Source organism: Akkermansiaceae bacterium (genome assembly GCA_024233115.1).
Taxonomy (GTDB): domain Bacteria; phylum Verrucomicrobiota; class Verrucomicrobiia; order Verrucomicrobiales; family Akkermansiaceae; genus Oceaniferula.
On the sequence record JACKQB010000006.1, the window covers coordinates 279961 to 304249 of the forward strand.

General features: G+C 56.3%; 23 protein-coding genes. 17 read left to right on the forward strand and 6 right to left on the reverse strand.

The features are described from left to right. Positions 1-193: 193 nt before the first annotated feature. Positions 194-1345, reverse strand: coding sequence for an IS110 family transposase (locus H7A51_17245; protein MCP5537965.1), 1152 nt, complete (start codon positions 1343-1345; stop codon positions 194-196). A 166-nt stretch (positions 1346-1511) separates the two neighbouring features. On the opposite strand from H7A51_17245, the gene H7A51_17250 reads away from it, so the two are divergent. Both H7A51_17250 and H7A51_17255 read left to right on the forward strand, forming a co-directional pair. After that, positions 1512-2399 (forward strand): hypothetical protein, encoded by an 888-nt coding sequence (locus H7A51_17250; GenBank protein ID MCP5537966.1) that lies wholly within the window; start codon positions 1512-1514, stop codon positions 2397-2399. A gap of 139 nt (positions 2400-2538) precedes the next feature. Next, complete coding sequence (locus H7A51_17255; protein MCP5537967.1) at positions 2539-2979, forward strand: hypothetical protein; 441 nt, start codon at positions 2539-2541, stop codon at positions 2977-2979. A gap of 544 nt (positions 2980-3523) precedes the next feature. Here the strand turns inward: H7A51_17255 and H7A51_17260 are convergent. Further along, the gene (locus H7A51_17260) at positions 3524-4675 is read right to left on the reverse strand and encodes an IS110 family transposase (protein MCP5537968.1); all 1152 of its coding nucleotides are present in this window, start codon (positions 4673-4675) and stop codon (positions 3524-3526) included. A 163-nt stretch (positions 4676-4838) separates the two neighbouring features. Between H7A51_17260 and H7A51_17265 the strand changes: the two genes are divergently transcribed. Together H7A51_17265 and H7A51_17270 are read left to right on the forward strand one after the other, a co-directional pair. Further along, complete coding sequence (locus tag H7A51_17265; protein MCP5537969.1) at positions 4839-5321, forward strand: SLBB domain-containing protein; 483 nt, start codon at positions 4839-4841, stop codon at positions 5319-5321. Between the two features lie 60 nt (positions 5322-5381). After that, positions 5382-5702 carry a hypothetical protein gene (locus tag H7A51_17270; GenBank protein MCP5537970.1) on the forward strand — a complete coding sequence of 107 codons (321 nt, stop codon included), beginning with the start codon at positions 5382-5384 and terminating at the stop codon, positions 5700-5702. 601 nt (positions 5703-6303) lie between these two features. Here the strand turns inward: H7A51_17270 and H7A51_17275 are convergent. Further along, positions 6304-7455: an IS110 family transposase gene (locus H7A51_17275; protein MCP5537971.1), complete on the reverse strand. Its 1152-nt coding sequence runs from the start codon at positions 7453-7455 to the stop codon at positions 6304-6306. 174 nt (positions 7456-7629) lie between these two features. On the opposite strand from H7A51_17275, the gene H7A51_17280 reads away from it, so the two are divergent. The 5 genes from H7A51_17280 (at position 7630) to H7A51_17300 (ending at position 12567) form a co-directional block, all read left to right on the forward strand. Continuing rightward, complete coding sequence (locus tag H7A51_17280; GenBank protein ID MCP5537972.1) at positions 7630-8082, forward strand: hypothetical protein; 453 nt, start codon at positions 7630-7632, stop codon at positions 8080-8082. Between the two features lie 195 nt (positions 8083-8277). Continuing rightward, positions 8278-9354, forward strand: a complete 1077-nt coding sequence (locus tag H7A51_17285) for a hypothetical protein (protein MCP5537973.1) — start codon at positions 8278-8280, stop codon at positions 9352-9354. Positions 9355-9431: 77 nt separating this feature from the next. Next, positions 9432-10478: a transposase gene (locus H7A51_17290; protein ID MCP5537974.1), complete on the forward strand. Its 1047-nt coding sequence runs from the start codon at positions 9432-9434 to the stop codon at positions 10476-10478. A gap of 280 nt (positions 10479-10758) precedes the next feature. Further along, positions 10759-11742, forward strand: coding sequence for an oxidoreductase (locus H7A51_17295; GenBank protein MCP5537975.1), 984 nt, complete (start codon positions 10759-10761; stop codon positions 11740-11742). Between the two features lie 228 nt (positions 11743-11970). Continuing rightward, positions 11971-12567, forward strand: a complete 597-nt coding sequence (locus H7A51_17300; GenBank protein ID MCP5537976.1) for a hypothetical protein — start codon at positions 11971-11973, stop codon at positions 12565-12567. 26 nt (positions 12568-12593) lie between these two features. Here the strand turns inward: H7A51_17300 and H7A51_17305 are convergent, their stop codons facing one another. Further along, positions 12594-13709 (reverse strand): permease, encoded by a 1116-nt coding sequence (locus H7A51_17305; GenBank protein ID MCP5537977.1) that lies wholly within the window; start codon positions 13707-13709, stop codon positions 12594-12596. Between the two features lie 79 nt (positions 13710-13788). Here H7A51_17305 and H7A51_17310 point away from each other — a divergent pair, with 79 nt between their 5' ends. Beyond that, positions 13789-14625 (forward strand): hypothetical protein, encoded by an 837-nt coding sequence (locus tag H7A51_17310; protein ID MCP5537978.1) that lies wholly within the window; start codon positions 13789-13791, stop codon positions 14623-14625. Between the two features lie 24 nt (positions 14626-14649). Here the strand turns inward: H7A51_17310 and rdgB are convergent, their stop codons facing one another. Further along, on the reverse strand, positions 14650-15228 hold the full coding sequence (rdgB, locus tag H7A51_17315; protein ID MCP5537979.1) for an RdgB/HAM1 family non-canonical purine NTP pyrophosphatase: 579 nt from the start codon (positions 15226-15228) through the stop codon (positions 14650-14652). An 86-nt stretch (positions 15229-15314) separates the two neighbouring features. On the opposite strand from rdgB, the gene H7A51_17320 reads away from it, so the two are divergent. From H7A51_17320 to H7A51_17335, 4 genes are all read left to right on the forward strand, one after another. Then, on the forward strand, positions 15315-15758 hold the full coding sequence (locus H7A51_17320) for a DUF953 domain-containing protein (protein ID MCP5537980.1): 444 nt from the start codon (positions 15315-15317) through the stop codon (positions 15756-15758). A gap of 133 nt (positions 15759-15891) precedes the next feature. Further along, positions 15892-17022 (forward strand): DUF58 domain-containing protein, encoded by a 1131-nt coding sequence (locus H7A51_17325; GenBank protein ID MCP5537981.1) that lies wholly within the window; start codon positions 15892-15894, stop codon positions 17020-17022. Positions 17023-17121: 99 nt separating this feature from the next. Further along, positions 17122-18939 (forward strand): transglutaminase domain-containing protein, encoded by a 1818-nt coding sequence (locus H7A51_17330; protein ID MCP5537982.1) that lies wholly within the window; start codon positions 17122-17124, stop codon positions 18937-18939. A 44-nt stretch (positions 18940-18983) separates the two neighbouring features. Beyond that, complete coding sequence (locus H7A51_17335) at positions 18984-19184, forward strand: hypothetical protein (GenBank protein MCP5537983.1); 201 nt, start codon at positions 18984-18986, stop codon at positions 19182-19184. A 190-nt stretch (positions 19185-19374) separates the two neighbouring features. Here H7A51_17335 and H7A51_17340 read toward each other — a convergent pair whose 3' ends face one another. After that, positions 19375-20430, reverse strand: a complete 1056-nt coding sequence (locus tag H7A51_17340; protein MCP5537984.1) for a peptidylprolyl isomerase — start codon at positions 20428-20430, stop codon at positions 19375-19377. A 112-nt stretch (positions 20431-20542) separates the two neighbouring features. On the opposite strand from H7A51_17340, the gene H7A51_17345 reads away from it, so the two are divergent. The 3 genes from H7A51_17345 to H7A51_17355 all read left to right on the forward strand — a co-directional run bounded on the left by H7A51_17345 (position 20543) and on the right by H7A51_17355 (position 24283). Next, positions 20543-21484 (forward strand): hypothetical protein, encoded by a 942-nt coding sequence (locus H7A51_17345; protein MCP5537985.1) that lies wholly within the window; start codon positions 20543-20545, stop codon positions 21482-21484. A 100-nt stretch (positions 21485-21584) separates the two neighbouring features. Beyond that, complete coding sequence (locus H7A51_17350; GenBank protein ID MCP5537986.1) at positions 21585-23558, forward strand: hypothetical protein; 1974 nt, start codon at positions 21585-21587, stop codon at positions 23556-23558. A gap of 47 nt (positions 23559-23605) precedes the next feature. Then, entirely contained in the window at positions 23606-24283 is a 678-nt protein-coding gene (locus tag H7A51_17355; GenBank protein ID MCP5537987.1) for a type II secretion system protein, read from the forward strand. Positions 24284-24289 lie beyond the last annotated feature (6 nt).

Consider the following 24289-nt stretch of genomic DNA (forward strand, 5'->3'; position numbering starts at 1 on the left):
GTGCCGGCCTTGCGCCTGTTTGTTGATTGTCGCTGTTCCCCGCCTCTGTTCTGCCGTCGGGTTTGTTGATGGGTTTGTCTTTTTCTTTTTGGGTGTGGAGGTCTCGTCTCCTCCCTGGAGGCGGTCTTTGTTTTTTCAAACCGCCCCCCGCCCGGGATTGGGGCGGTTTTAAAAAATGAAGTCTGCCGGCGGTCTAATGGCTCTGCATGGTGGCTGCGGATGACCCGGGTATGGCAAGTCCGCACTTGTTTTGAAGTTCCCAGATGAAGGCCGCAAGCTCGCGGGCGACCGCCACCACGCATTTGGAGTCGCGCATTCCCCGTGCCCGCAGTGTGCGGTAACGTTTGCAGAGCCTGTTCTGCATACGCCACGAGAGCGCTTTGACTTCCTTGCACTGCCCAATTTGGCGCGTGGTGAGGGCTCCACTTATTTTGGGTGCCCGGCGGAAGTGCTGGGCACACTCCACCAGCATCCAGCGGACGTGGGCATTGCCGCATTTGGTGATGCCTCCCTGCCGCCGTTTTGACCCGCTGCTGTGTTCTCCCGGAACCAGGCCGAGGAAAGCCATCAACTTGCGCGGGTGTTCGAAGCGGCGCAGGTCGCCGAGTTCACTGACGACGGTCATGGCGGCCACTTCCTGGAAGCCTTTGAAAGCCATCAGTGCGCGCACCACGGGCTCCCATTCCCAGTCGGGGAGCAGTTGCTTGAGTTTGTCGGTGAGGCGCGTGACGCGCTCAATGCAGGTGTCGATGGCCTGCATGTATTCCTCCAACACAACCTTGTGGGCGTCGTTGGGCAGGGTGAGATCGCGCAGGTATCGCATGTGCGCGGGCGTCCATTTGCTTTTCCCGGAGTAGCTGAAACCGATTCGCAGAAGAAAGGAGTTGAGCCGCTGCTTGGCGCGGGCGAGGTCGTCGGAGGCGTCGGTGCGGGCGCGGCAGACGTCGCGCACGGCCTCGTCCAGGGCGGGCGGGATACGCACCGGAGTGATGTCACCGTTGCGGAAAGCCCTGGCAATGAGCTTGGCGTCGCGTTTGTCGGTCTTGATTTTCTCATTGGGTCTACGTTCGGTTTTGGAGGGTGCCATGACAGTGCAGTCGACCCCGAGCTGGATGAGCCTGCGGGCGAGAACGAAACCGGTCGGCCCGGCCTCGTAACAAACCTTGAGGTCCCGGAGTTTGACTCCGAACTGTTTGGCGAGTTTGCGTAGGACACGCTCAACCGCGAGGTTGCTGCCGCCGCATTCCCCGTAATAAACGGCTTCACTGCGGGAGCCGCTGAAAGTGTGGGCGATGGCGATTGTTTCCTTGTGGACATCGAGTCCGATGTAGTATGTTTTGTTCATGGTGTTATCGTTGTTTGCTTTTGTTAATGACGCTAACGCGCTTAATATGCGGCTCTGCTCCTACCGGATTAGCCCGCGAGAAACGCGGCAGCGGTAACACCGTCAACTTAACCATTACCGGCTGAATCACCACGAGCTTCAGCCATATAATCTCGCCAGAAAAATCATGCCTCAATTACCGTCAGGACTAAAAGTCTATCTCTCAAGCCTTGCCGTCGTGGATTTTCAAGGACGCAAGGACTGGTTCAGGTGTCCCGAGGGTCATTTTTGGTATCTTACGCCCAATCTTTCAATAAGTCCTCCACCGTATCGACCGCAGGACGAGATTACCTTAGATTTTCAGTCGGCTCCTGTTCCACTGAATCGTGACGAAGCGATGCACTTTGTTCATGTGCTTCTCGAAGATCCCGAGTTTGGGATCTATTGGCGAGGTGACTGGTTGCCCGACCTTCACGAGACCTATCCGCTGTCCAAGGATGACCGTAATTTCTGGCTCGGATGGATCGGTCAGAACGACGATTTTCTCGACCGTCTGATTTCGACTGCTCGCGAGCAATCTGTTGCTACCCGGAACTTCACTGGCCAATACAAGAATGTCCCCCGGGATTCCATGATCGGGATGCGGATGCCAGCTTGGTGCCTCGGTAAGGAAGTCGTTGAGGAGCGAGTATTCTTCTATCCACTGTCACAACTGCTGGCGAAGTCACACAGACTTCCCTCCAGCGTCCAGCAGCTTGATTACGAGAGTGCCGTCAACATCGTTGGACAGGCATTGCACCAACAAGGTTTCAAGATCATCCATGCGGATCGTGATTACGAGGCTGATTTCAGTTTGCTGGCAGAGAGCAACGTTGGGACGATTGCGATCAAGGTGACTACTCGCCGTGCACCAGTAGAGCCAGCATTTACCAAAGACGAGGCGGCGAGATTGAAGCGTTTGCCTCGCGCTCAGCGGTATTTCATGGCTCCAGTCGGCTTGATGCCGGTCGCAGAGCGTTCACCCGACGGACACCTCGGATTCCATGCCAAGTATGAAGGCCTCATCGAAATATAAAGCAAAGGCGAACAAGGCGCGGCTGGACAACCGCTGGGGCTGCTCTGTCGGCCATGCTTTCCGTAACTATAACCCGCCATCCCGTCTCGACGCTCACCCCCGCCCCAGCGGTGCCAGCGCTTAAACGTTGTGCTAAGAAATGAGGGCCATTCTAACGTGTATGATCGTCTGGTTCAGTGCTCTTGAAGTCAGCGTAGCTGAGATCGCGATTGCTGGTGGTCGCATGATGAACCCTGGGTCCTGGCCCTACATGAAGAACGAGTCCGTTGCGGGCTTTATTGATCGAATAGGCGGAATCGAGCCGTCGGTCTACAGCGTAGAGGGCGAGCCATTTTTGTACCCGATCACCTCGCTACGAATTTCGAACAAAAAAGGAGTGAGCCAACAGTATTCGATCAAGCGGGATGCTTCAAAGCTCTGGAAACGGAAACTCGAGGACGGAGACATCATAAGGTTGCTAACGGTGAGTCTCTTTGAGTCCGATGAGTATCCTCGATGGAAGGGCAAGAGACCTGCGAACTGGAGAATCCGAATCCAGAAAGCACAACAAGTCGAGGCACCGAATCCCGGCGATAGCTGATCGTTGTTCGCGAGAGGCTACAGGCCTGCGGGGTTGTCAGGCGGGAATCGGTGCTCTATGACGTTGATATGGCTGATGATTTGTCAAGTGGGTGTTCTTATATTTATCTAACATGGTTATGGTAGGGTTGCGATGCTGAGGGTGACGGCAGAATAGAAGCGGGGAACTTGCGGGCGTGGTGTGCATTTCGCGCAGACGTGGTATGCTGATATGCGAGGACTGGCCGTGCCCTCCGTAGTCTTGACGAAGGAGGGGGTTACCTCAGTTTTTTGTCTTCACCGGTGGCCTTTGACTCTCTCTCGAATCGAGCGCTCATCCCGCTTTCGCGAAACTAGCTCATAACGTCATCGAGTGCCGGCCTTGCGCCTGTTTGTTGATTGTCGCTGTTCCCCGCCTCTGTTCTGCCGTCGGGTTTGTTGATGGGTTTGTCTTTTTCTTTTTGGGTGTGGAGGTCTCGTCTCCTCCCTGGAGGCGGTCTTTGTTTTTTCAAACCGCCCCCCGCCCGGGATTGGGGCGGTTTTAAAAAATGAAGTCTGCCGGCGGTCTAATGGCTCTGCATGGTGGCTGCGGATGACCCGGGTATGGCAAGTCCGCACTTGTTTTGAAGTTCCCAGATGAAGGCCGCAAGCTCGCGGGCGACCGCCACCACGCATTTGGAGTCGCGCATTCCCCGTGCCCGCAGTGTGCGGTAACGTTTGCAGAGCCTGTTCTGCATACGCCACGAGAGCGCTTTGACTTCCTTGCACTGCCCAATTTGGCGCGTGGTGAGGGCTCCACTTATTTTGGGTGCCCGGCGGAAGTGCTGGGCACACTCCACCAGCATCCAGCGGACGTGGGCATTGCCGCATTTGGTGATGCCTCCCTGCCGCCGTTTTGACCCGCTGCTGTGTTCTCCCGGAACCAGGCCGAGGAAAGCCATCAACTTGCGCGGGTGTTCGAAGCGGCGCAGGTCGCCGAGTTCACTGACGACGGTCATGGCGGCCACTTCCTGGAAGCCTTTGAAAGCCATCAGTGCGCGCACCACGGGCTCCCATTCCCAGTCGGGGAGCAGTTGCTTGAGTTTGTCGGTGAGGCGCGTGACGCGCTCAATGCAGGTGTCGATGGCCTGCATGTATTCCTCCAACACAACCTTGTGGGCGTCGTTGGGCAGGGTGAGATCGCGCAGGTATCGCATGTGCGCGGGCGTCCATTTGCTTTTCCCGGAGTAGCTGAAACCGATTCGCAGAAGAAAGGAGTTGAGCCGCTGCTTGGCGCGGGCGAGGTCGTCGGAGGCGTCGGTGCGGGCGCGGCAGACGTCGCGCACGGCCTCGTCCAGGGCGGGCGGGATACGCACCGGAGTGATGTCACCGTTGCGGAAAGCCCTGGCAATGAGCTTGGCGTCGCGTTTGTCGGTCTTGATTTTCTCATTGGGTTTGCGTTCGGTCTTGGAGGGGGCCATGACGGTGCATTCAACCCCGAGCTGGATGAGTCTGCGGGCGAGCACAAAGCCGGTGGGTCCGGCTTCATAACAAACCTTGAGATCCTGGAGGCTGACTCCGTACTGTTTGGCGAGTTTGCGCAGGACGCGCTCCACCGCGAGGTTGCTGCCGCCGCATTCCCCGTAATAAACGGCTTCACTGCGGGAGCCGCTGAAAGTGTGGGCGATGGCGATTGTTTCCTTGTGGACATCGAGTCCGATGTAGTATGTTTTGTTCATGGTGTTATCGTTGTTTGCTTTTGTTAATGACGCTAACGCGCTTAATATGCGGCTCTGCTCCTACCGGATTAGCCCGCGAGAAACGCGGCAGCGGTAACACCGTCAACTTAACCATTACCGGCTGAATCACCACGAGCTTCAGCCATATAATCTCGCCAAAATAATGAATGCAATTACCAATGCAATTATCATTCTCTCGTGTGTCGCATTCACAACGGCACATGCAGAGGTCACGATTACTGGAAATGTAAAAGATCCGAAAAATCTGCAACACCAGGAAGGGGTAACCCTGGGCAAAGCAATTAAAGACTGTGGCGGTCTAAATGTATTCGCACACATTCTTGTGGTTTTTCGGCAGACCGACGATGTGAATTGGGTATACACATTTGATTTCCGCACCTTTCGATCAAAGGCTGTTCAGAGCTTCCGATTAAATGACGGTGACAAGATTCATGTCACAGGCAAGCAGCTCTACAGAGGTCGCCCAACTATTCCAAGCACGTTCCAAGATTTGATTCAGAAGAGTAATCTCGATTGCATACGTGTGGACTATGCTCGCCTCACACTACCAAAAGGCGAACAAGGCAGAGCACACCAATCCACTACCCGTCCAGAGTCGAAAATTTCAGATGATTCCAACCCTTAACCCCGAAGTCATAGCGCGCCCCCGGCAGTGGATGGGTGTCTTATGACGTTCTCTCTAAAAATGAATCGCTACAAGGCCATGCTCCACGGTGAAAATTTCCTTTTGGATCTAGGCGATGGAATAGCGAAACACGGTTTCTACACTCCCCGCTACACGAATGCGGAGTCCGAGGTTGATGCCGATCAAGCCTTCATCGACGAGTTCCGGGCGTCATCGAAGGCGGATGAACTTCGGAAGGGCATGAAGAACCCTGTGGATGATCCTCCCAAGATTACGATCGAGGAGATATCCGAATGTCCCCAAGATGAAGATTTCGAAGACGGAGTGCTTCCCGGATTGGCCTTTTACTCAGATGACGATGAGCAAGAAGAATCCAACTGAGAGAACAAGGCGCGGCACCCAATCCCTGACCGCGCTCTTGTTTCGGATCGATTCTATGACTTTAACCATTAACCTGTCATCGACGCGCGCCTCCCAGTCAGGGATTGGTGCGCTTTGACGTTGATATGGCTGATGATTTGTCAAGTGGGTGTTCTTATATTTATCTAACATGGTTATGGTAGGGTTGCGATGCTGAGGGTGACGGCAGAATAGAAGCGGGGAACTTGCGGGCGTGGTGTGCATTTCGCGCAGACGTGGTATGCTGATATGCGAGGACTGGCCGTGCCCTCCGTAGTCTTGACGAAGGAGGGGGTTACCTCAGTTTTTTGTCTTCACCGGTGGCCTTTGACTCTCTCTCGAATCGAGCGCTCATCCCGCTTTCGCGAAACTAGCTCATAACGTCATCGAGTGCCGGCCTTGCGCCTGTTTGTTGATTGTCGCTGTTCCCCGCCTCTGTTCTGCCGTCGGGTTTGTTGATGGGTTTGTCTTTTTCTTTTTGGGTGTGGAGGTCTCGTCTCCTCCCTGGAGGCGGTCTTTGTTTTTTCAAACCGCCCCCCGCCCGGGATTGGGGCGGTTTTAAAAAATGAAGTCTGCCGGCGGTCTAATGGCTCTGCATGGTGGCTGCGGATGACCCGGGTATGGCAAGTCCGCACTTGTTTTGAAGTTCCCAGATGAAGGCCGCAAGCTCGCGGGCGACCGCCACCACGCATTTGGAGTCGCGCATTCCCCGTGCCCGCAGTGTGCGGTAACGTTTGCAGAGCCTGTTCTGCATACGCCACGAGAGCGCTTTGACTTCCTTGCACTGCCCAATTTGGCGCGTGGTGAGGGCTCCACTTATTTTGGGTGCCCGGCGGAAGTGCTGGGCACACTCCACCAGCATCCAGCGGACGTGGGCATTGCCGCATTTGGTGATGCCTCCCTGCCGCCGTTTTGACCCGCTGCTGTGTTCTCCCGGAACCAGGCCGAGGAAAGCCATCAACTTGCGCGGGTGTTCGAAGCGGCGCAGGTCGCCGAGTTCACTGACGACGGTCATGGCGGCCACTTCCTGGAAGCCTTTGAAAGCCATCAGTGCGCGCACCACGGGCTCCCATTCCCAGTCGGGGAGCAGTTGCTTGAGTTTGTCGGTGAGGCGCGTGACGCGCTCAATGCAGGTGTCGATGGCCTGCATGTATTCCTCCAACACAACCTTGTGGGCGTCGTTGGGCAGGGTGAGATCGCGCAGGTATCGCATGTGCGCGGGCGTCCATTTGCTTTTCCCGGAGTAGCTGAAACCGATTCGCAGAAGAAAGGAGTTGAGCCGCTGCTTGGCGCGGGCGAGGTCGTCGGAGGCGTCGGTGCGGGCGCGGCAGACGTCGCGCACGGCCTCGTCCAGGGCGGGCGGGATACGCACCGGAGTGATGTCGCCGTTGCGGAATGCCCTGGCGATGAGCTTGGCGTCGCGTTTGTCGGTCTTGATTTTCTCATTGGGTCTACGTTCGGTTTTGGAGGGTGCCATGACAGTGCAGTCGACCCCGAGCTGGATGAGCCTGCGGGCGAGAACGAAACCGGTCGGCCCGGCCTCGTAACAAACCTTGAGGTCCCGGAGTTTGACTCCGAACTGTTTGGCGAGTTTGCGTAGGACACGCTCAACCGCGAGGTTGCTGCCGCCACATTCCCCGTAATATTCCGCGTCCTTGCGCGATCCTGAAAATGTGTGGGCGATGGCGATTGTTTCCTTGTGGACGTCGAGTCCGATGTAGTATGTTTTGTTCATGGTGTTATCGTTGTTTGCTTTTGTTAATGACGCTAACGCGCTTAATATGCGGCTCTGCTCCTACCGGATTAGCCCGCGATTCACGCGACAGCGGTAACACCTCTATTCTAACTTTAACCGGTTGAACCGCCAATCGCATCAGCCATATAATCTCGGCAGAAACAAAACTCTATTATGACTATCCCAGAATCACTACTTCAGCGGATCGAGAGCGAGACCGGTTCGAGGCCAACTCCCGCGACTGATGAGCAGCTTGAAGCGCTTGCAGCGAAGAACGCCAATGGAGACACTCTGGAGTATTATAGAGCGTACAATTTCTACGCAAACGTAGACTGCGTAGAACTCGATCAGGCTGATGCCAATCTCGACATGATGGACGGGATTACTCCGAATTGTGAGGTTTGGCAGCACGGGTTCATCTCATTCGCACGAGACCTTGAGGGTCGCGCCTATTGCTTTGACCAGAACACGCGCGATCCGGAGGGACGCTCAAGAATTGTCAGGCTTTCCTACACATTCGGAGACGACACGTCGGTTGAGATGATCTCCGCAGCTGCTGAGGTCATCGCCCCAAATCTCCTGGAATTCTTGGATCTTTACCTAGATTCGAAAGTGGACTCCATGTGACCCCAAAAAGCCGAACAAGGCGGCGCTCCTAACACCTGCCCCGCCGCGAGTCGAATTTTCCATGCCCATTCCACCTTCAACCCGCAGTCGAAGCCGCGCCCAAGGGCAGGTGTAGGAGGCCTTCGACGTTGGCCAAAAAACGTAACTATGAAAATTACAACAATGAAAACTCTAGTCTATCTCGCATCAGTAGGTATTTGCCATTTTTGGGGACACACTGCGAGTGCACAAACTCCAATTCTCTCAGTTCCTGCAGGCGCGAAGCTTGTGCTAGACGAGGATTGGGCGACGGGGCGCATCGACCCGGCAAGGTGGTATGCCCTTCACAAACAATGGGGCAATGGGAATCACGGTGTCGTGAGACAGAATATATTTATTGCAAAGGATGTGGTTGCTGGGAAGAGCAAGAATGTCCTCATCTGCCGCGGTCATGGTGATGAATACGATGGCCCAGTAAAAGGCTGGGAGGGCAATGAAACACGAGTTGGTGGAGTCTTGGTGTCGAAGGCGTTCTTTGCCTCGGGGAAATTCGAGGTTGTCATGAAGATTGGAACGTCGGAATCCACGTCTACTAGTCCAAGCGATCCTAAGTGTCCTGTTGGAATGGTTCCAGCTATTTGGACCTATGCATACCGCTGGGTTGATTCGGGTAAATCCGACCCTGACTCGTTCACCCGAAGTAATCCCCTATTCAATCCCCACATGAGAAACGAGTATTGGTCGGAAATCGACATGCCCGAGTTCGGCAAGGGGCAGGATTTTTCAACTGGTCTGTATAATACCTTTTTGAACGTCAATCATCAGAGCCGGAAATATCCCACGAATAATGCAGTTGACGGTAAGTATCACACATACACCTCGGTCTGGCGCACGCATCTCATCCCGATGGATGGGGTGACCGATAGCCAGGTTGCAGAATCTGAAGGGTTTTGGTGGATTCAAGACAAGTCGATACCTTTCGGCAGCTATCGAGGCAATCCGCTAAAACGACTCGGCAGAGATCGTTACGCTCTCTACGCGGGTAACGTAGTTAATCATTTTATAGACGGAGAATACGTTGGAAGCAACCCCACCTTTGTGCCCGTGATGGCCGCACAACTCAATATCGGCGTATGGTTCCCAGACTGGGGCGGTGCTTCACCGTGGGCGGAATCTCAGGTATCAATTGCCTCCGTAAAAGTGTGGCAGTTTGGTGACGCCGGCGATGTCCGAGGAATTCTGAAAGAAGACATTCCAGCCAATATGGACTCGGATGGCGTCCCTTTGAAATGATAGAAGGAAAGGTGTCAGGCAAAGAAACAGACCATTAACTCCTTGCCTTGCCCCGTCTCCACCGGTAGAATCCGCTCATGCCCCGGCAAGTCAGAGTGCAGTATGAGGATGCTATTTACCACGTGATGGCGCGGGGGAACCGGCTGGACAAGATCGTTCGCAGTGACGCGGACCGCGAGGTTTTTGAGGCGACACTCGGGGAGGTGGTGGGCAGGACAGGTTGGCGGCTCTATGCCTATGCGCTGATGGGCAACCACTACCACCTCGTTTTCAAGACTCCGAAAGCCAACCTTGTGGAGGGTATGGCGTGGTTCCAGAACACGGTGACCAAGAGGCACAACGCGCGCAACAAACTGCGGGGGCATCTTTTCAGCGGACGCTACAAGGCGGTGCTGGTAGAGGAAAATGACTACCTGAGCACACTCATCCACTATGTGCACCTGAATCCCGTCCGGGCGAAACTGGCGGCTGTGAAGGACGGCATCGAGAGCTATCCCTGGTGCAGTCTGCCGGACTATATAAAGCCCGCAGGAAAGCGCCGTAGCTGGCTGGCGGTGGATTCCGGCCTGGCGCACCTTGGCTATGCGGACACGGCGGCGGGGCGGAGAAAATTGTTGGCTGCCACCGAAGGCCTTGTCGACAAAAGACGACTGACGAGGGCGGGTATCCACCAGCCCGAGGGAGCCAGCCTGCAGGTCACACTGGAGCGGGGCTGGTGTTTTGGCAGTGAGGAATTTCGTGAGAGAATGAGTCTTCTTGTGGGTGATGCCAAGCCGGACACCGGATCATCGGTCAGCAAGGCCAACGGCTACACGGGCAAGCAAATCGACGATCATGCCGAGGCGACGGCGCGACTGTGGATCGGGCGCGGGCTTGAGGCGCTTGGGCTCAACCACTCCGATCTGGAGCGCCTCAACAAAACGGACTGGCGCAAGGCAATGATCGTTCGCAGCATTCGCATGCACAGTTCAGTGAAGCTGGAGTGGATCGCCAAGGAGCTTCACATGGGAGTCAGAAGTGGCGTCACCCGAGCCGAGCAAATGCTCAAGATCCTATTGAAAAACGATAAGGCAGTTCAGAAGTTGTGGCTTAAAATGGAGAAAGTGCATCATTTCTTTGCCTGACCCTTTTTTTGACCCTTTTTTCTTTTTTTTGCTTTTTTTTTGTTTTTGCTTTTTGCCACTCATAATCTCCAGGACTTCAAAGGGTCTGATTCGATGAAGATTCAGGCCAATCCCGGCGATGAATTCCCCCCGAATTGCAAGAAGAGAAGACGCAGGAAGCCAACCCCCTAGCCGTCGAGTAGTCAGGAATAGCTCAAAATTCAACCGGTAATCGGTTCATCACAGCCGGCACTGAAAGCTGGCCGTTCCGTGAACCTTGCTGTAAAAAAACACACGACCCATGTTCAAAGGCATATTAATAGAGAAAGACTACGCGGGCTTCCGCGTATCACTGACAGACATCGACGAAGGGCAATTGCCCGAGGGGGATGTGACCGTGCGGGTGAGCCATTCGACGCTCAACTACAAGGATGCACTGGCCATCACAAACAAGGGGCCGGTGGTACGCAAGTTTCCGATGGTGCCCGGCGTTGATCTGGTCGGCACCGTGGAGCACTCGACCCATTCCGGTGTCAAAGCTGGTGATGCCGTGATTCTCAATGGATGGGGCGTCGGGGAATCGCATTGGGGCGGACTCGCCCAGAAGGCACGCCTGAATGGAGACTGGCTGGTCCCCCTGCCGGAGCAGTTCACACCGCAGCAGGCGATGGCGATTGGCACCGCAGGCTACACCGCGATGCTCTGCGTCCTGGCGCTGGAGCGGCACGGTGTCACACCCGCCGACGGAGAGATTCTGGTGACCGGGGCGGCAGGTGGTGTGGGCAGCGTGGCGACGGCGGTTCTGGCCCGGCTTGGCTTCACCGTCGTCGCGGTAAGCGGCAGGGCATCGGAAGCCGACTATCTCAAGGGCTTGGGTGCGTCGGAGGTCCTGGATCGGGCCGTATTCGAGATCCACGGCAAACCCTTGGGCAAAGAACGCTGGGCGGGGGCGGTGGATGTCGTCGGCAGCCGCACACTGGCCAATGTCTGCGCGTCGACCAAATACCGGGGGATTGTCACAGCCTGCGGATTGGCAGGCGGCATGGATTTCCCGGCCACTGTCGCGCCCTTCATTTTACGTGGCGTTAACCTGGCGGGCATCGACAGCGTGATGTGTCCGCGAGCTGACCGACTCGAAGCATGGCGTCGCCTGGGCAGGGATCTCGATGTCTCGAAGCTGGCTACGATCAGCAGGGAAGTCGGCCTGACAGAATTACTGCCTCTCGCTACGAAAATGCTCAACGGTGAGGTGCGGGGGCGGGTGGTTGTCGATGTCAACCGCTGAGCCGCGAAAGCACCGGTTCAAGGTGAGTGGGAAGCATGCCAACCCGGCAAGGGAGACATGTTAGGGTTGTGTTTTACGGTGTAATCACCCGGATCTCTTACATTTTCCTCTTTGCAGACTGTGGGGTCATGGTTATAGTGTAAATTAAGTTATTACTGCGCTCACCACGTGGTGATGGCCAACACCAAACCTGCCGGCTCACCCCCGGCCAACCAACAACGATCCAAAATGAAAAACAGAACCACAATGATGATTGTGGCATTGACGCTTGGCGTCTTTGCCTCCGTATCACCGGCCTATGCCGAGAAAGACGACCGCGCTGAGCGGGCCCGCAGCCTCTATCAAATGGGGATGACCGCCATGAACGAGGGAAACTTCGCCCTTGCCAAGACCAGCTTCCAGGAAGTGCTGCGCATTTATCCCAACCACCCGCAGGCGCGTGCAAAGCTGATCCACCTAACCGAGAACAGAAACACCCTGGAAATCGGCAAGCGCAAGGCCGAGCTGAGCAAGGTGATCATACCTAACGTTGACCTTGACAAGGCCACTATCCAGGAAGCGCTGGAAATGCTCGCTATCCAGACGGAGCGCGAATCGCAGAAGAAAATCACGCCTAACTTCATCGTCCAGGACCCGACAGGTGGGTTCAAGGGGCGCACGGTCACCCTGAGGCTGAACCGAATCCCCGCTGAGACGCTGCTGCGTTACATCGCCGATCAGGCCGGGGGCAACATCCGTTACGACGACCATGCCATCGTGATCACCCCTCGCCACCGGGGAGGGGCCACCGAACCGAAGGAGGAGGATCAACTGCTGGTCGAGTAGACCTCAAATCAAAGCCAGCCCATTTCTCAACCTGCCCAGGCGTTGATGGCCCACGCGACCACCACCACCTGGGGCAGGCTGATCAGTGGCAGCACCAAGGCCATTTTCCACGAGCGCGTGGTTTCCTTGAGTGCCATGATCTCCGTGTAATCGGTGGCGGCGCCTGCCATCAGGAAAGCAAAACCATTACCCGGCGCGGCGGCCCTGGTAACCAGGTCGGCCGCGATCGGGCTGGACCCTTCCGAGCAGACTTCAATGATCGTGGCGGCCACCAGGGTCAGCAATACGCCAATCCAGGTGGGGCCGAACCAATCGCCGAAAACATCCGCTGGAACGAAAGCCCGGATCATCGCCGCCAGCACGGTGCCAAAAAAGATCCAGCGCAGGATCATGGTGGATTCACTGAGCCCGGCTTTGAGCATGTTGCCGAGCAGGGTGTGGTTGATGCGCGACTTCCGGATGGTTGATTTTATTTCAGGCCAGAGAGCAAAGCCATCGGGAAGCTCCACTTGGTGCGGGTTTGCCGGGATGCGCCCTGCCTTGACCATGTTCTCGACCACCAAACCGGTAATGACCGCGATCACCCCCGACAGGATGATAAAGACCAGGGTCCATTTCAGTCCGATCAGGGCAAAGAGAATCAGGGTCAGCGAAAGCGAGTTCCACGGGCTGGCGATGAGAAAGGCGAGGGTTTGTCCGTACGACGCGCCACGTTCATAGAGCTTCATCGCAACCAGCAGGATGCCGTGGTTACAGAGGTCCAGGATCAGTCCGGCCGACATCGCACGGAGGATACCTGAGAGCGTTCCCGGTTTTCCCAAAACCGCGGCGACCCACTCGCGGGGAACCCAGCCAAGGGCACCGACGGCTAATATCCCCAAGGCAAGCCCCCACCACATTTTATTCATCAGCTCAAAGACCCCCTGGCCGAAGTGGGCGAGCTGATGCGAAACACCGGCCAGGTTTTCCGCAAAAAACAAATGCCCAAAATAACCCAGTAACACAAATACCAGCGAACCCCAAAGTAACCAGTCAAAGCTCTTTTTCCCACCACCACAACACGGCGGCTTCTCCTGCTTCTCCTTGACCGGGTTCCCGGGAGGTGGAATTTCTTTTTTCTGGGAACAACAGCAGGATGACATAACGCTTGGTAACTGGAGGTGTGAGATCGCCGCCCCCTGTTTATTCCGTCTCACTGATCCCCGCAAGCCCTCATATCCGATGAATCACCTCCGACACCCCTTTACCCGCCCCTTTACCCGCCCCTTTACCCGCCCCTTTACCCGCCCCTTTACCCGCCTCCTTGCCTACCTTTTGCCGGCTCTTCTTGTCGCCTGCCTTGGTGCATGCGGGAAATGGAACACAGTCCCACAGCCGGTGGCACCCACGCCCGACAAGGTGACGGCCGACGATTCCGCAGCGGCGAAGGAAGTGATAGCGCGCCGCCAGCCGGTGGAAACCACCTGGGTGTTTACCGTTGATTCCACGCGCTCGCAAGGCAGGTTGGACCTCAGCCTCGACCCGCAGGGCTCCTTGCTTGGCGCCCAACCTGCGCAAGACGCCGCGCCTCTCAAGGGGAGGATCCTGGTCAGTGTCAGCACCGATGCAGAGGGCAACCGCAGTATCAGGCTCAAGGATGTCGTCCTCACCAATACCGTAGCGCTGGCCATGCCATTTCATTGGTCGCGACTGCTGGGCAGCATCTCGGTTCATATTCCGATGCACGTCTTGACCATTTCCAAGCATAGCTTCCACAGGACGTGCCGACTGAACAAGGACGGTGGGTTTTCTTTGAAACAGAACTTTTTTACCGTCGGAGGAAATGCCAGGGTCAACGGCTCGGGTCTGGTGCTGAAACGTGCGGTGGGCAAACGTGACGTGGATCTCACGATTCAAAAAACCGGGGATGTAGATCTGTTAGGTTCGATACGCGTGCAAAAAGGCATCGCCACACTGCGCATTCCGTCGGCGGTCATGCGGGACCGTTTCGATCTGGAGGGCAGCATGCTGGACCTCGTGTTTACCGGTGACATCACCGCCACGGCGCAGGTGCGATGAATCGCCGCCCCGGCTGACAGGACGCTAGGACGCGAGCCAGGCCACCACTTTTTCCATCGCCCGGGCGCGGTGGCTAAGCCCGTTTTTGATATCCTCTCCAAGCTCGGCAAAGGTCTGGTCGTAGCCATCGGGTACAAACAGCGGATCGTAACCAAATCCCCCCTGCCCCCGCAGCGCGTCAATGATCCGCCCTTCCACGGAGCCCTCGAAATGGGCTAACACTTTTCCATTTTCCGCCAGCACCATCACGCAGCGAAACCTGGCGGTGCGGTCCCCCTTGTCGTCGAGTTCGCGGAGCAGCCTGGCATTGTTCGCCGAGTCATTGCCGTCTTCACCGGCGTAGCGCGAGGAGTAAACCCCGGGGTCGCCACCGAGCGCATCAACCTCCAGGCCCGAGTCGTCGGAGAGCACCAGCCCCGGCACCTGCGCGCTGATCTGCACCGCCTTGAGGGTGGCATTTTCCAGAAAGGTCGTGCCCGTTTCCTCGACGGCCGGCAGCCCGGGGTGGGATTTCAAGTCGGACACCTGGTATCCATCGCCAAGCATGGCACGGATTTCCCCGGTTTTGTGACTGTTGCCTGTGGCGACGAGTAGTTTTTGCATGCACGGGTGATAGCATTACCTGTGTGGATTTTCGATATTTTTGGAATAAAACATCGTTTGGTGTCGTCTTAGTAGTGATGAAAGCAATGAAACAACTTATGACCGCCGCCTTCGCCCTCGTTACCCTTTCAAGTGCTGCCCTGGCCGGGAGCGAATGGATGACAGATGTCGACGCCGCCTTGGAAAAGGCCAAGAAAGAGAAAAAGCCCGTCATGGTGGAGTTCACCGGCTCCGACTGGTGCCCTCCTTGCAAAATGATGCACAAGAAGGTGTTCTCCAAAAAAGCCTTTACCGACGCTGCGTCCAAGAAATACATCCTTGTGAAAATCGACATCCCGCGTGGCGACAAGGAACTCTATCAGAAAAACCAGAAGGTTCTGGGCAAGTACAAGGTGAGTGGTGTGCCCACCGTGATTCTCTTTGGAGACGACGGTAAGGAGTTCAGCCGCTTCTCCGCATCCCAGTTCCCGACCGTTGAAGCCTTCCTTGCCCAGCTCGACAGCGCGCTGGAGAAAAAGGAAATGGACTAACCGAAAAGACAGCCACCTATTTTTACAATCAAGCGATGGGCCGTGTGAGTAATCATACGGCTCGTTTTTTTTGCCTGCCGGGAGTGTTTTCCGGGTTTGCTTCCAACAGGATTACTGCCAGAGTGGAGTCCGCATGATCAAGCGACCATCCATCACCCGACGTGGAGCCGCCATGGCCGGAGGCACGGTGGCACTCCTGATCGGTGGGCTGCTGGCGGGCGATGGCCTGTTTCTCATCCTCGGGCTTTGCAGCACCCTGACCATCGTCATGGCCTGGTTGTTAGGGAAACTCAGCCTGCGTCATCTGGGTGTGGATATCCACCTGCCCAGCCACGTGGCGGCCGGGGTTCCCTTTGATCTCGAATTCACCCTGCGCAACAACAGGCCGGTCCTGGATGCCTTTAACATAGAAATCCGTCTCATCCTACCCGGACAGACCGCCTATTCAGCGATCGCCCCCTGGACAGCGGCCGGCTCCGCATCCCGTATCACCCAGCCGACCACGATCCCGGGTCGTGGCTACGAGGACACCCATCATCTGACTCTCTCCACCACCTTCCCCCTTGGTCTTTTCGAGAGCAAACGGCAGCGCAACATCAGAAAAGAGGTCACCATCACCCCCAAGCCGATCATCCCTGTGGAACTGAGCAGCCACGGGTCCCTGCATGATACCCTGCCGCGCAGTGGGACCGCTACCGGCCAGACCTTTGGGGAACCCCGGGGAATCCGACCGTGGCAGGCGGGCGACTCTGCACGGCGTATCCATTGGCCGGCCTCGGCCCGGTCCCTGGCGCGGGGCCACGACCTGCGTGTCCGGGAGTTTGACCCGCCGGGCTTTCACCCCGACCACTGCCACATCGTTTTTCACTCCTACGCGACCGGACGTGAAATGCTCAGGGAGGACCGCTTTGAACGCGCTCTCTCCCTGTTAGCCGGCTCATTGACCGAACTTCAGAAGCTCGGCATCCCATGCACACTGACCTGTGATTTTTTTGATTGGCAACCGGTCACCACGACGACACGCATGCAAGTGGTCGACTGCCTCAACACCCTATCCAGAATACGCCGCAGCAGTGGTGTGGAAGCCCATGATCTGGAAAACACGTTTCGCGCAGTCCCTCCCGGCCACACCCTGATGATCATTTCCGATATGATCCCCGATTCCTGGCAGCATCTGTTAGCCAAACACCCGCAAACCCTCATCATCGACATACGCCAGGTTCGTTACCGACACAAAACCCTGCAACAAGCCATACGGCTTTAAACTCAAAGCTTTAAACTCCAAACACCAAGTAACCTTCAACCATTCTTGCCACCTCCACTAGACCTGGAGTTTGAAATTTAAGATTTAATACTTAAAAACATGCGTAGCCTTACCCTGATCATCGCCGTCGCCGGTGCCTATGCCCTCCTGAGAGGATGGCAGGGCTGCCCGTCGATACTGATGCGGGCCTGCCTCGCTGTCGCAACCCTGGTCGCCGGCCTTGCCTTCTGGGGTATCCGTAAAGACGCATCACAGCCAAGGATGCTCAGCCTACGCAAGGCCACCTGGCTGGATTACCTGTCGCTCGGCGCCGCGGTGGTTTTCACCGAAGCCTGTTTTGTCGTGCTGACCAGCACCCTGGCGGCTCCCGCCCAGGAACTGGTCGCCGGTTTCCGGGAGGTCATCGCCGATCCCGCCAAACTTGGCAATGGTGACGATGGTGATGGCCCGGGCGGGGGCGACGGCGATGTGCAGTTCGACGGCGAGCGCTCGGGCGACTGGAAATTCTCCAAACGGATGGACCGCAACCTGCCGCCTAACAGCAATCACAAACCGAGCAACAAACCCGAGGTGTTTCTCGAATTGGAGAACCAGGAGGATGCCACCGCACTATTCAACTCTCGGATTCACCTGCGGTCGTTTGCATTTTCCCGGTTTAACGGCGTTTCATGGTCGGCCCGACGGAAAAGTGAAACCCTGCTGAAGGATCCCATCGTGTTTCCCCGCCCGCCCGGGGTAGCCGACAAGCAGGGCATCAGGTATCGCATTTACCATGCGGTCAGTCGTTCAGGCCAGAACCTGTTCACCTCGCTCCATGGGACGCACAGCACGGACCTCGCGGAACTAACAGAGCTTGCCGAGTCGATCCACCTGTTACCTGAGGTCACGGCAGCTGAGGATGGTTATACCTATACGGCTACTTCTCACTCCATCCATTTTACAGACCTTATCAATGAGCCGATCCATGCAGCCCCGGGCAGCCCTGACGAGCTCGACCTGCCACCCGAGTTTGCCGACCCGATCAAAAAAACAGCGGAGGCATTTATTTACCAACCCACCCTATCGAGCCAACTCGTCGCCCTGCGAAATTTCCTCCAGGATAACTACACCTATTCGCTGGAGACCACCAATGCCACCGGCGCGAATCCTCTGGAGAATTTCCTGTATCTGGAAAAACGGGGGTACTGTGAACATTTCGCCACCGCAGCCGCCATGCTCTGTCGCACCCTGGGAGTGCCGAGCCGCATTGCCTACGGCTGGTCGGGCGGGCGGCTATACAAGGAGCAGAACATGTTTGTTTTCCGGGCCAAGGATGCCCACGCCTGGACCGAAATCAAGCTCGACGGTTACGGGTGGGTTGTGTTTGACACCACGCCAGCCGACAACGCAGCCACCCCCGAAGCCCATGCCGCGCCGGACGGTGAGGAGGCGCCCGACCCGGCCGAGACCATCATGGAGCAGCAACATGCCTTGGAAAACGAGCCGCGGTCTCCACTGAGCCTGGATATCAGCCCATGGGCACTCGCCACCGGCCTCGTGACCGCCGCTATCTGCTGTGCGATCTTTCTGGTCACCCGCGCATTACACCGACCTCCAACGGCACCGGATGGTCGGCCACTCAGGCATTCCCCCCCCGGATATTTGGTGCATTTCAAGCAAGCCTGTGTCGCGCTGGGCTATCCGATGCCCATCGGCCGGACACTGCGGCAGCAGCTTGATCTTTTACAACACAAGCATGCCTCCCCTGGATTTGCGCAGTCGCTGTTGGACTACCATTATGGCAGGCTCTATGCCGACCATGCTCCAGACCCGGCCACGGAGCGTCAGCTCGACCAGGCGATCCGAAAGTGGAAAAATGCCGCTATGGCAAAAACAAAAAGCAGCCCTGGTGAGAACGGGTCGTTATCGCGTATTTGAAATCCAACCTTGCCAGGCCTTGTGCCAGTTGCATATATGCTGGCATGAAACGCTTCCACTTGACCATGCTTCTTGCCCTATTGCTGGTATCCTGTAGTGACTCCCCGGATAAGCTGGCGAACGACCAGATAGCCTACATGGAAGAAATGACCGAACTCGTCAATGACATCGCCGATGGCAAGATTTCTTCCTCAGAGGCGGCCAAGGAAATCAAAGAGTGGGGCGAGAAAGGTGAAAAAATCTAGAAGCGCATCAAGGAACTCCGCGATGCCGGCACTTCTGATGAGGAATTCACCAAAGCGGGGAAAAAGCATGATGAGCGCAGCCGCAAGGCGATGAAAGCCTACTTTGAAGCCATTACAAAATTACAGAAATCCGGACGAATGACCAAGGAGCTTCAGGAAGCCATGCTGAATATCAAATAGGGACACCCCCTTACAAGCCTAACAAATCCCGGTAAATCTCCACCTTCTCGTGGTTGAGCAAACGGAGCTGGTGACGGTATTGCTCGATGGCCTCCTGCCGGCGACTGTCGGAAATAGCAGCGACGATCTCCGGTTTCATCTTTTCAAACGGGAGTAATTCCGGTGCCTTGATCCCGGTGACTTCGATGATGTGCCATCCGAGTTTGGTCCGGTGTAATACCGGTTGATTGGCGGGGATGGTAAATGCGGCGGCGGCAAAATCCCCCGGCAGCCTGTCTCTACGCATCCAGCCGAGATTACCTCCCTGGTCTTTACTGCGTTCGTCCTCACTGAGTGACTTGGCGGCATGCTCGAATGTTTCCTTCCCGGAAAGAATCAGCGCCAGATGCCCTTCCAACTCCCCCTTGGCCTCATCCGATGGATGATCAAGGGTGGCAAGAAAGATGTGCCTGACATGACGGCGCTCGGGCGTGGTCAGCTCCTTTTGATGATCCTCATACCATTGTCTGGCTTCCTTCTCATCCACCGTGATGTGGGATTGGATTTTGGATAACACATACTTTTCCTGCTCAAGGCGGGCCTGCATCCTGAGGCGCAGCTCCTCGCGACTTTCAATCCCTTGAGCCGCCATGGCCTGCTCCAACTGCCCGGGGGAATCAAAGCGTTTGGTAAAACGCGCCAGCTCCGCATCCACTTCGGCATCAGATACCCGGGCCTGCTCGATATTCACCCTGACCTTGATCCTCACCAGTGCCTCGGCGATCAAATCATCCAGGGCCACCCAGCGGAGCGTTTTGATTTCGGCCTCACTGACTTTCCCCGGATCGCGCCCGCTACGCCAGAGATTCTCCCGCACCCGGCGGTCGACCTGGCTGAGATAGATCGGCGCGTTATACACCTTGGCACAGACACCCTCGGCCATGGCTGTGGCTATCTTGTCTTCCTTGCTGGGAAACATCCGGCGCAACTCACCCCTCAGTGGACCCGAGAATACGAAAAAATCGCAGATGAGGTAAAGCATCAGCACGGACCACAATACCATGCGGACGACAAAGGCTTTGCTCATTTTCAACATGCTTGAAATCTATCGTCCTGAACCACTACGGCAACCTTACAATTCTTTTTCAGACAAAAAAGCCCTCGCCCCCCGCTTCTCATGCACACTCATTCCAAACGCTATGAAATACACACGACGCCTCCTGACACTCCCCATTCTACTCGCCTGCGCCCTCCCTGTTTCAGGACAGGAAGCAGCACCACCGGTCGAGAAACCAGCGGAAAAAGCAGCCAAGGACCCCAATGCCACCGAGTTTATCCGCGTCACCCGCGATGATAAAAACGTGCGCCTGCAAACCGGTATCACCACCTACGTCAAGGACGGTGTCACCGTGGATCTGATCGGTGCCATCCACATCGCTGACGCCAAATACTACACCCAGCTCAACAAGGAGTTCACCAACTATGAGGCCCTGCTTTTTGAAATGGTCGGTGGCGACAAAATGAAGGACGGCAAGGCCGATGATGCCAAAAAAGACGCCAAGGACCCGATGATGGCCATGCTCGGCAATGTTTACGGCATGGTCGGGAAATTACTTCAACTCCAGGGGCAGAAGGACGGCATCGACTATTCACCCAAGAACTTCGTCCACGCCGATCTCTCGCTTGAGGACTTCGAAAAACTCCAGGCGGAAAAAGGTGAGTCCCTGCTCGGCTTTGCCCTGCAAAATGCCCAGAACGGAGCCAAGCCAGGAGCCAAACAACCAGATATGCAAAAACTTCTCACCGCCTTCCTCAACGGCAATGCCAACGGCATCAAGCTGGAGCTCGTTGATACCCTCGGGGGCGCTGGCGACCAGATGGCCGGCATGATGGGCCAGAGCGTCATCATCGGCGACCGCAACGCCGCCTGCCTCAAAGTCCTCGACGAGCAAACCAAGGCCGGTAAAAAGAAACTCGGTATCTTCTACGGCGCCGCCCACTTTCCGGACATGGAAAAAGACCTGCTGAAACTCGGCTACAAAAAGACCGGTCACCGCTGGCTCACCGCCTGGGACATTCCCAAACCTGCTAAGGTCGAGAAAAAAGCCCCGGCACCCGTCGAGGTCCCCGACGCAGCCTGAGACCAATCCCCACACCTTTCAAACTGCCCGTGTCACATGATGGATGTGATACGGGCATTTTTTGTGTAACGATGCCCGTGTTCCGTATGTAACCTACCTGATGAGGCTCTTTCTCCCCTTTCTTCTCAGCCTGTTTGCCATGCAGACGAACTCTGCCCGCAGTTGGCAGGATGATGTGATCTATTTTATCATCACCGACCGGTTTTATGACGGCGACCCTACTAACAACAGCCCGGCAGGCGCCGCCAAAGGGCTGGTCGACCCAAAACAGGAGAATATCGACCTCTATCATGGTGGAGACTTCAGGGGGATCGAACTCGCATTGACCCACAACTATTTCACCAACCTCGGCATCACCGCCATCTGGATCACCCCTCCTGTTAAAAACGTGTGGAATACCTCCTATGATTCAGACGACCGGGGGAAAACCGGCTACCATGGATACTGGACACAGGATTTCATGGATATCGACCCCCACCTAACATCGACAACCAAGATCGACGGCACCCCCTACCCCGAAGGCAGGGAGGGCCGGCTCCAACATTACCGCGACCTGCTCAACCTCGCCCACCGGAAAGGCATCCGTGTCATCCAGGACATCGTCTGCAACCATGCAGGTCCCGTGTTTTACTACGATGCCAACAACAACCGGCAATTCGACCGCTTCGGCAAACGCGAATGGATCGCCCCCTACAAAGAAAACGGATACCACGCCAATACGCGCTGGGCGAACATCCCGCAATGGAACGTGCAACGCACAGGACCCACCGGCCCGCTGGAGGTTTGGGGCAAAACCATCCCCTTCAACGGTATCCTGGGTCAACTCCATACCTACGGACGCAAGGGCTTCAACCACGACAGTCTCGGGAAAAACAACGGCGAGGAAGTCGACTGCGATTTTTTCAGCCTGCGAGACATCTACACCCATCCACAGGGTGATCACTACCGGGAAATCGTGGATGAATTTATCCGCATCTACGCCTTTTACATCAATGATATCGGTGTCGACGGATTAAGGATTGATACCGTCAAACACGTGCACCACCAGTTCTGGACCGACTTTTGCCAGGGGCTACGCAAAGCAATCGGCAAACGGTCCAGGCAGACTCTTGTTTTCGGAGAAATCTATGACGGCTCTCCAGAAATGTTAGGAAAATACACCTACCCCTCCCAGGGTTCCGGCGTTTGCCTCGATGGCACCCTCAATTTTCAAATGTGCTGGGCTATTCGCAACTACATGCGCCACGGTGGCGGTGACTACGGACACGCCAACGGCATTGAGAGAGCAATGCATGACCTTTATGCCTCCCCAAAAAACGGCACCCGGCCCTACTATAATCCTGTACCTGGCCCTGGCGGACTCAACGCACGCCAGCAGTCGATCACCTTTGTCGAAAACCACGATGGCCTAAACCGCTTCCGGGTTGATTCGGTCAGCTCCCGACGCAACACCCTCGCAAACGCCCTTGTCCTCACCCTCGAAGGTATCCCCTGCCTGTATTATGGCACCGAAGACTCACTCCTCGACCCCCATGGAAAAATCGGGCAGGACTCCGAAACAGGGCGACTGACATTCATCAAAGCTAAAGACGGACGGCGTGTTGAACACATCCAGTCGGGTGCGACCTACACCGCCACCCGGTCCCTGATCCAGGCACGCCGCCACCTCCCCGCCCTACGCCATGGACTGACCGCCCCGCTGTGGGTCGACAACCGCGAGGCAAGCGATGACGACGGCACTTTCCTCTTTGCCCGCTACATCCCCGGAAAGCCTGGGCAGACCATCCTCGTCGGATTCAACCTCAGTGGGCAAGAGCACACCCTGCACCCCACGCTGATCGATGGTGATCAACAACCACTTTTTCCACCGGACACCGTGCTTGAGCGCGTCCCCCTCCCCGGCCTCGATCCCGACGGGACAGCCCGGACCACAGCATCGCTGCAGGCCCGTGACAAAATAGCTCTTTCCTTACCCGCCGACTCGGTTTCCATCTGGCGGGTGAAAACAACAACCCTAACAACACCTGCCGAGGAATCATTTCCCCTGCGACCATCGTCCCACCCATTGCCCTGATTCACTTCGACAAATAACATCTCCTGATGTAGACTCCCCTAGAACTCATGATAACATTACCCAAACTTGCCAACTCCCGATCCCGGGGCGCGTTCACCCTTGTTGAGCTCCTGGTGGTCATTGCCATCATCGCGGTGCTGGCGGCGCTTGTCTTTAGTATCGCGGGCAAGATGATGCTTAAGGCGGAAAAAGTGACCTGCACAGCACTGATGAAAGATGTCTCCCTGGCACTGGCTGCTTACGAGTCCGAATACAATAAACTACCCCTGCCCAAACACAAGGATGAGTGGGATACCATCCTCGGTGACCCCGGCGGACTCTATTCCACAGCGCCATTGGTAAGTGTCCTCACCGGCGCAGAAGACTCGGAGTGGAGCGAAAACGATGGCAACAGCTTTGACCTCGCACAGCTTAACCCCACGGGTGAAGTTTACCTCAATCCCAATATCGCGCATGGCAAGAAGGACGGGGGGATCAAAGAGGATGGCAAGTTTTACGATCCATGGGGCCGCGAGCTTATGTTTGCCCTGAACTCACGACGCCGGAACCACGATTTCAATGGCGGCTTCCGCGATGAAACCCTGCACACCTGGGGCTTGGCCGAGTGGGCGGAGATCAAACCGGGCTATGAGGATTTTGTCATCTGGTCCTACGGTGACGACGGGGTAAAAGGCAAGGGGGATAGCGCCACCTTCGCAGGCTCAGACGATGTTAAATCGTTCTAAATCCTT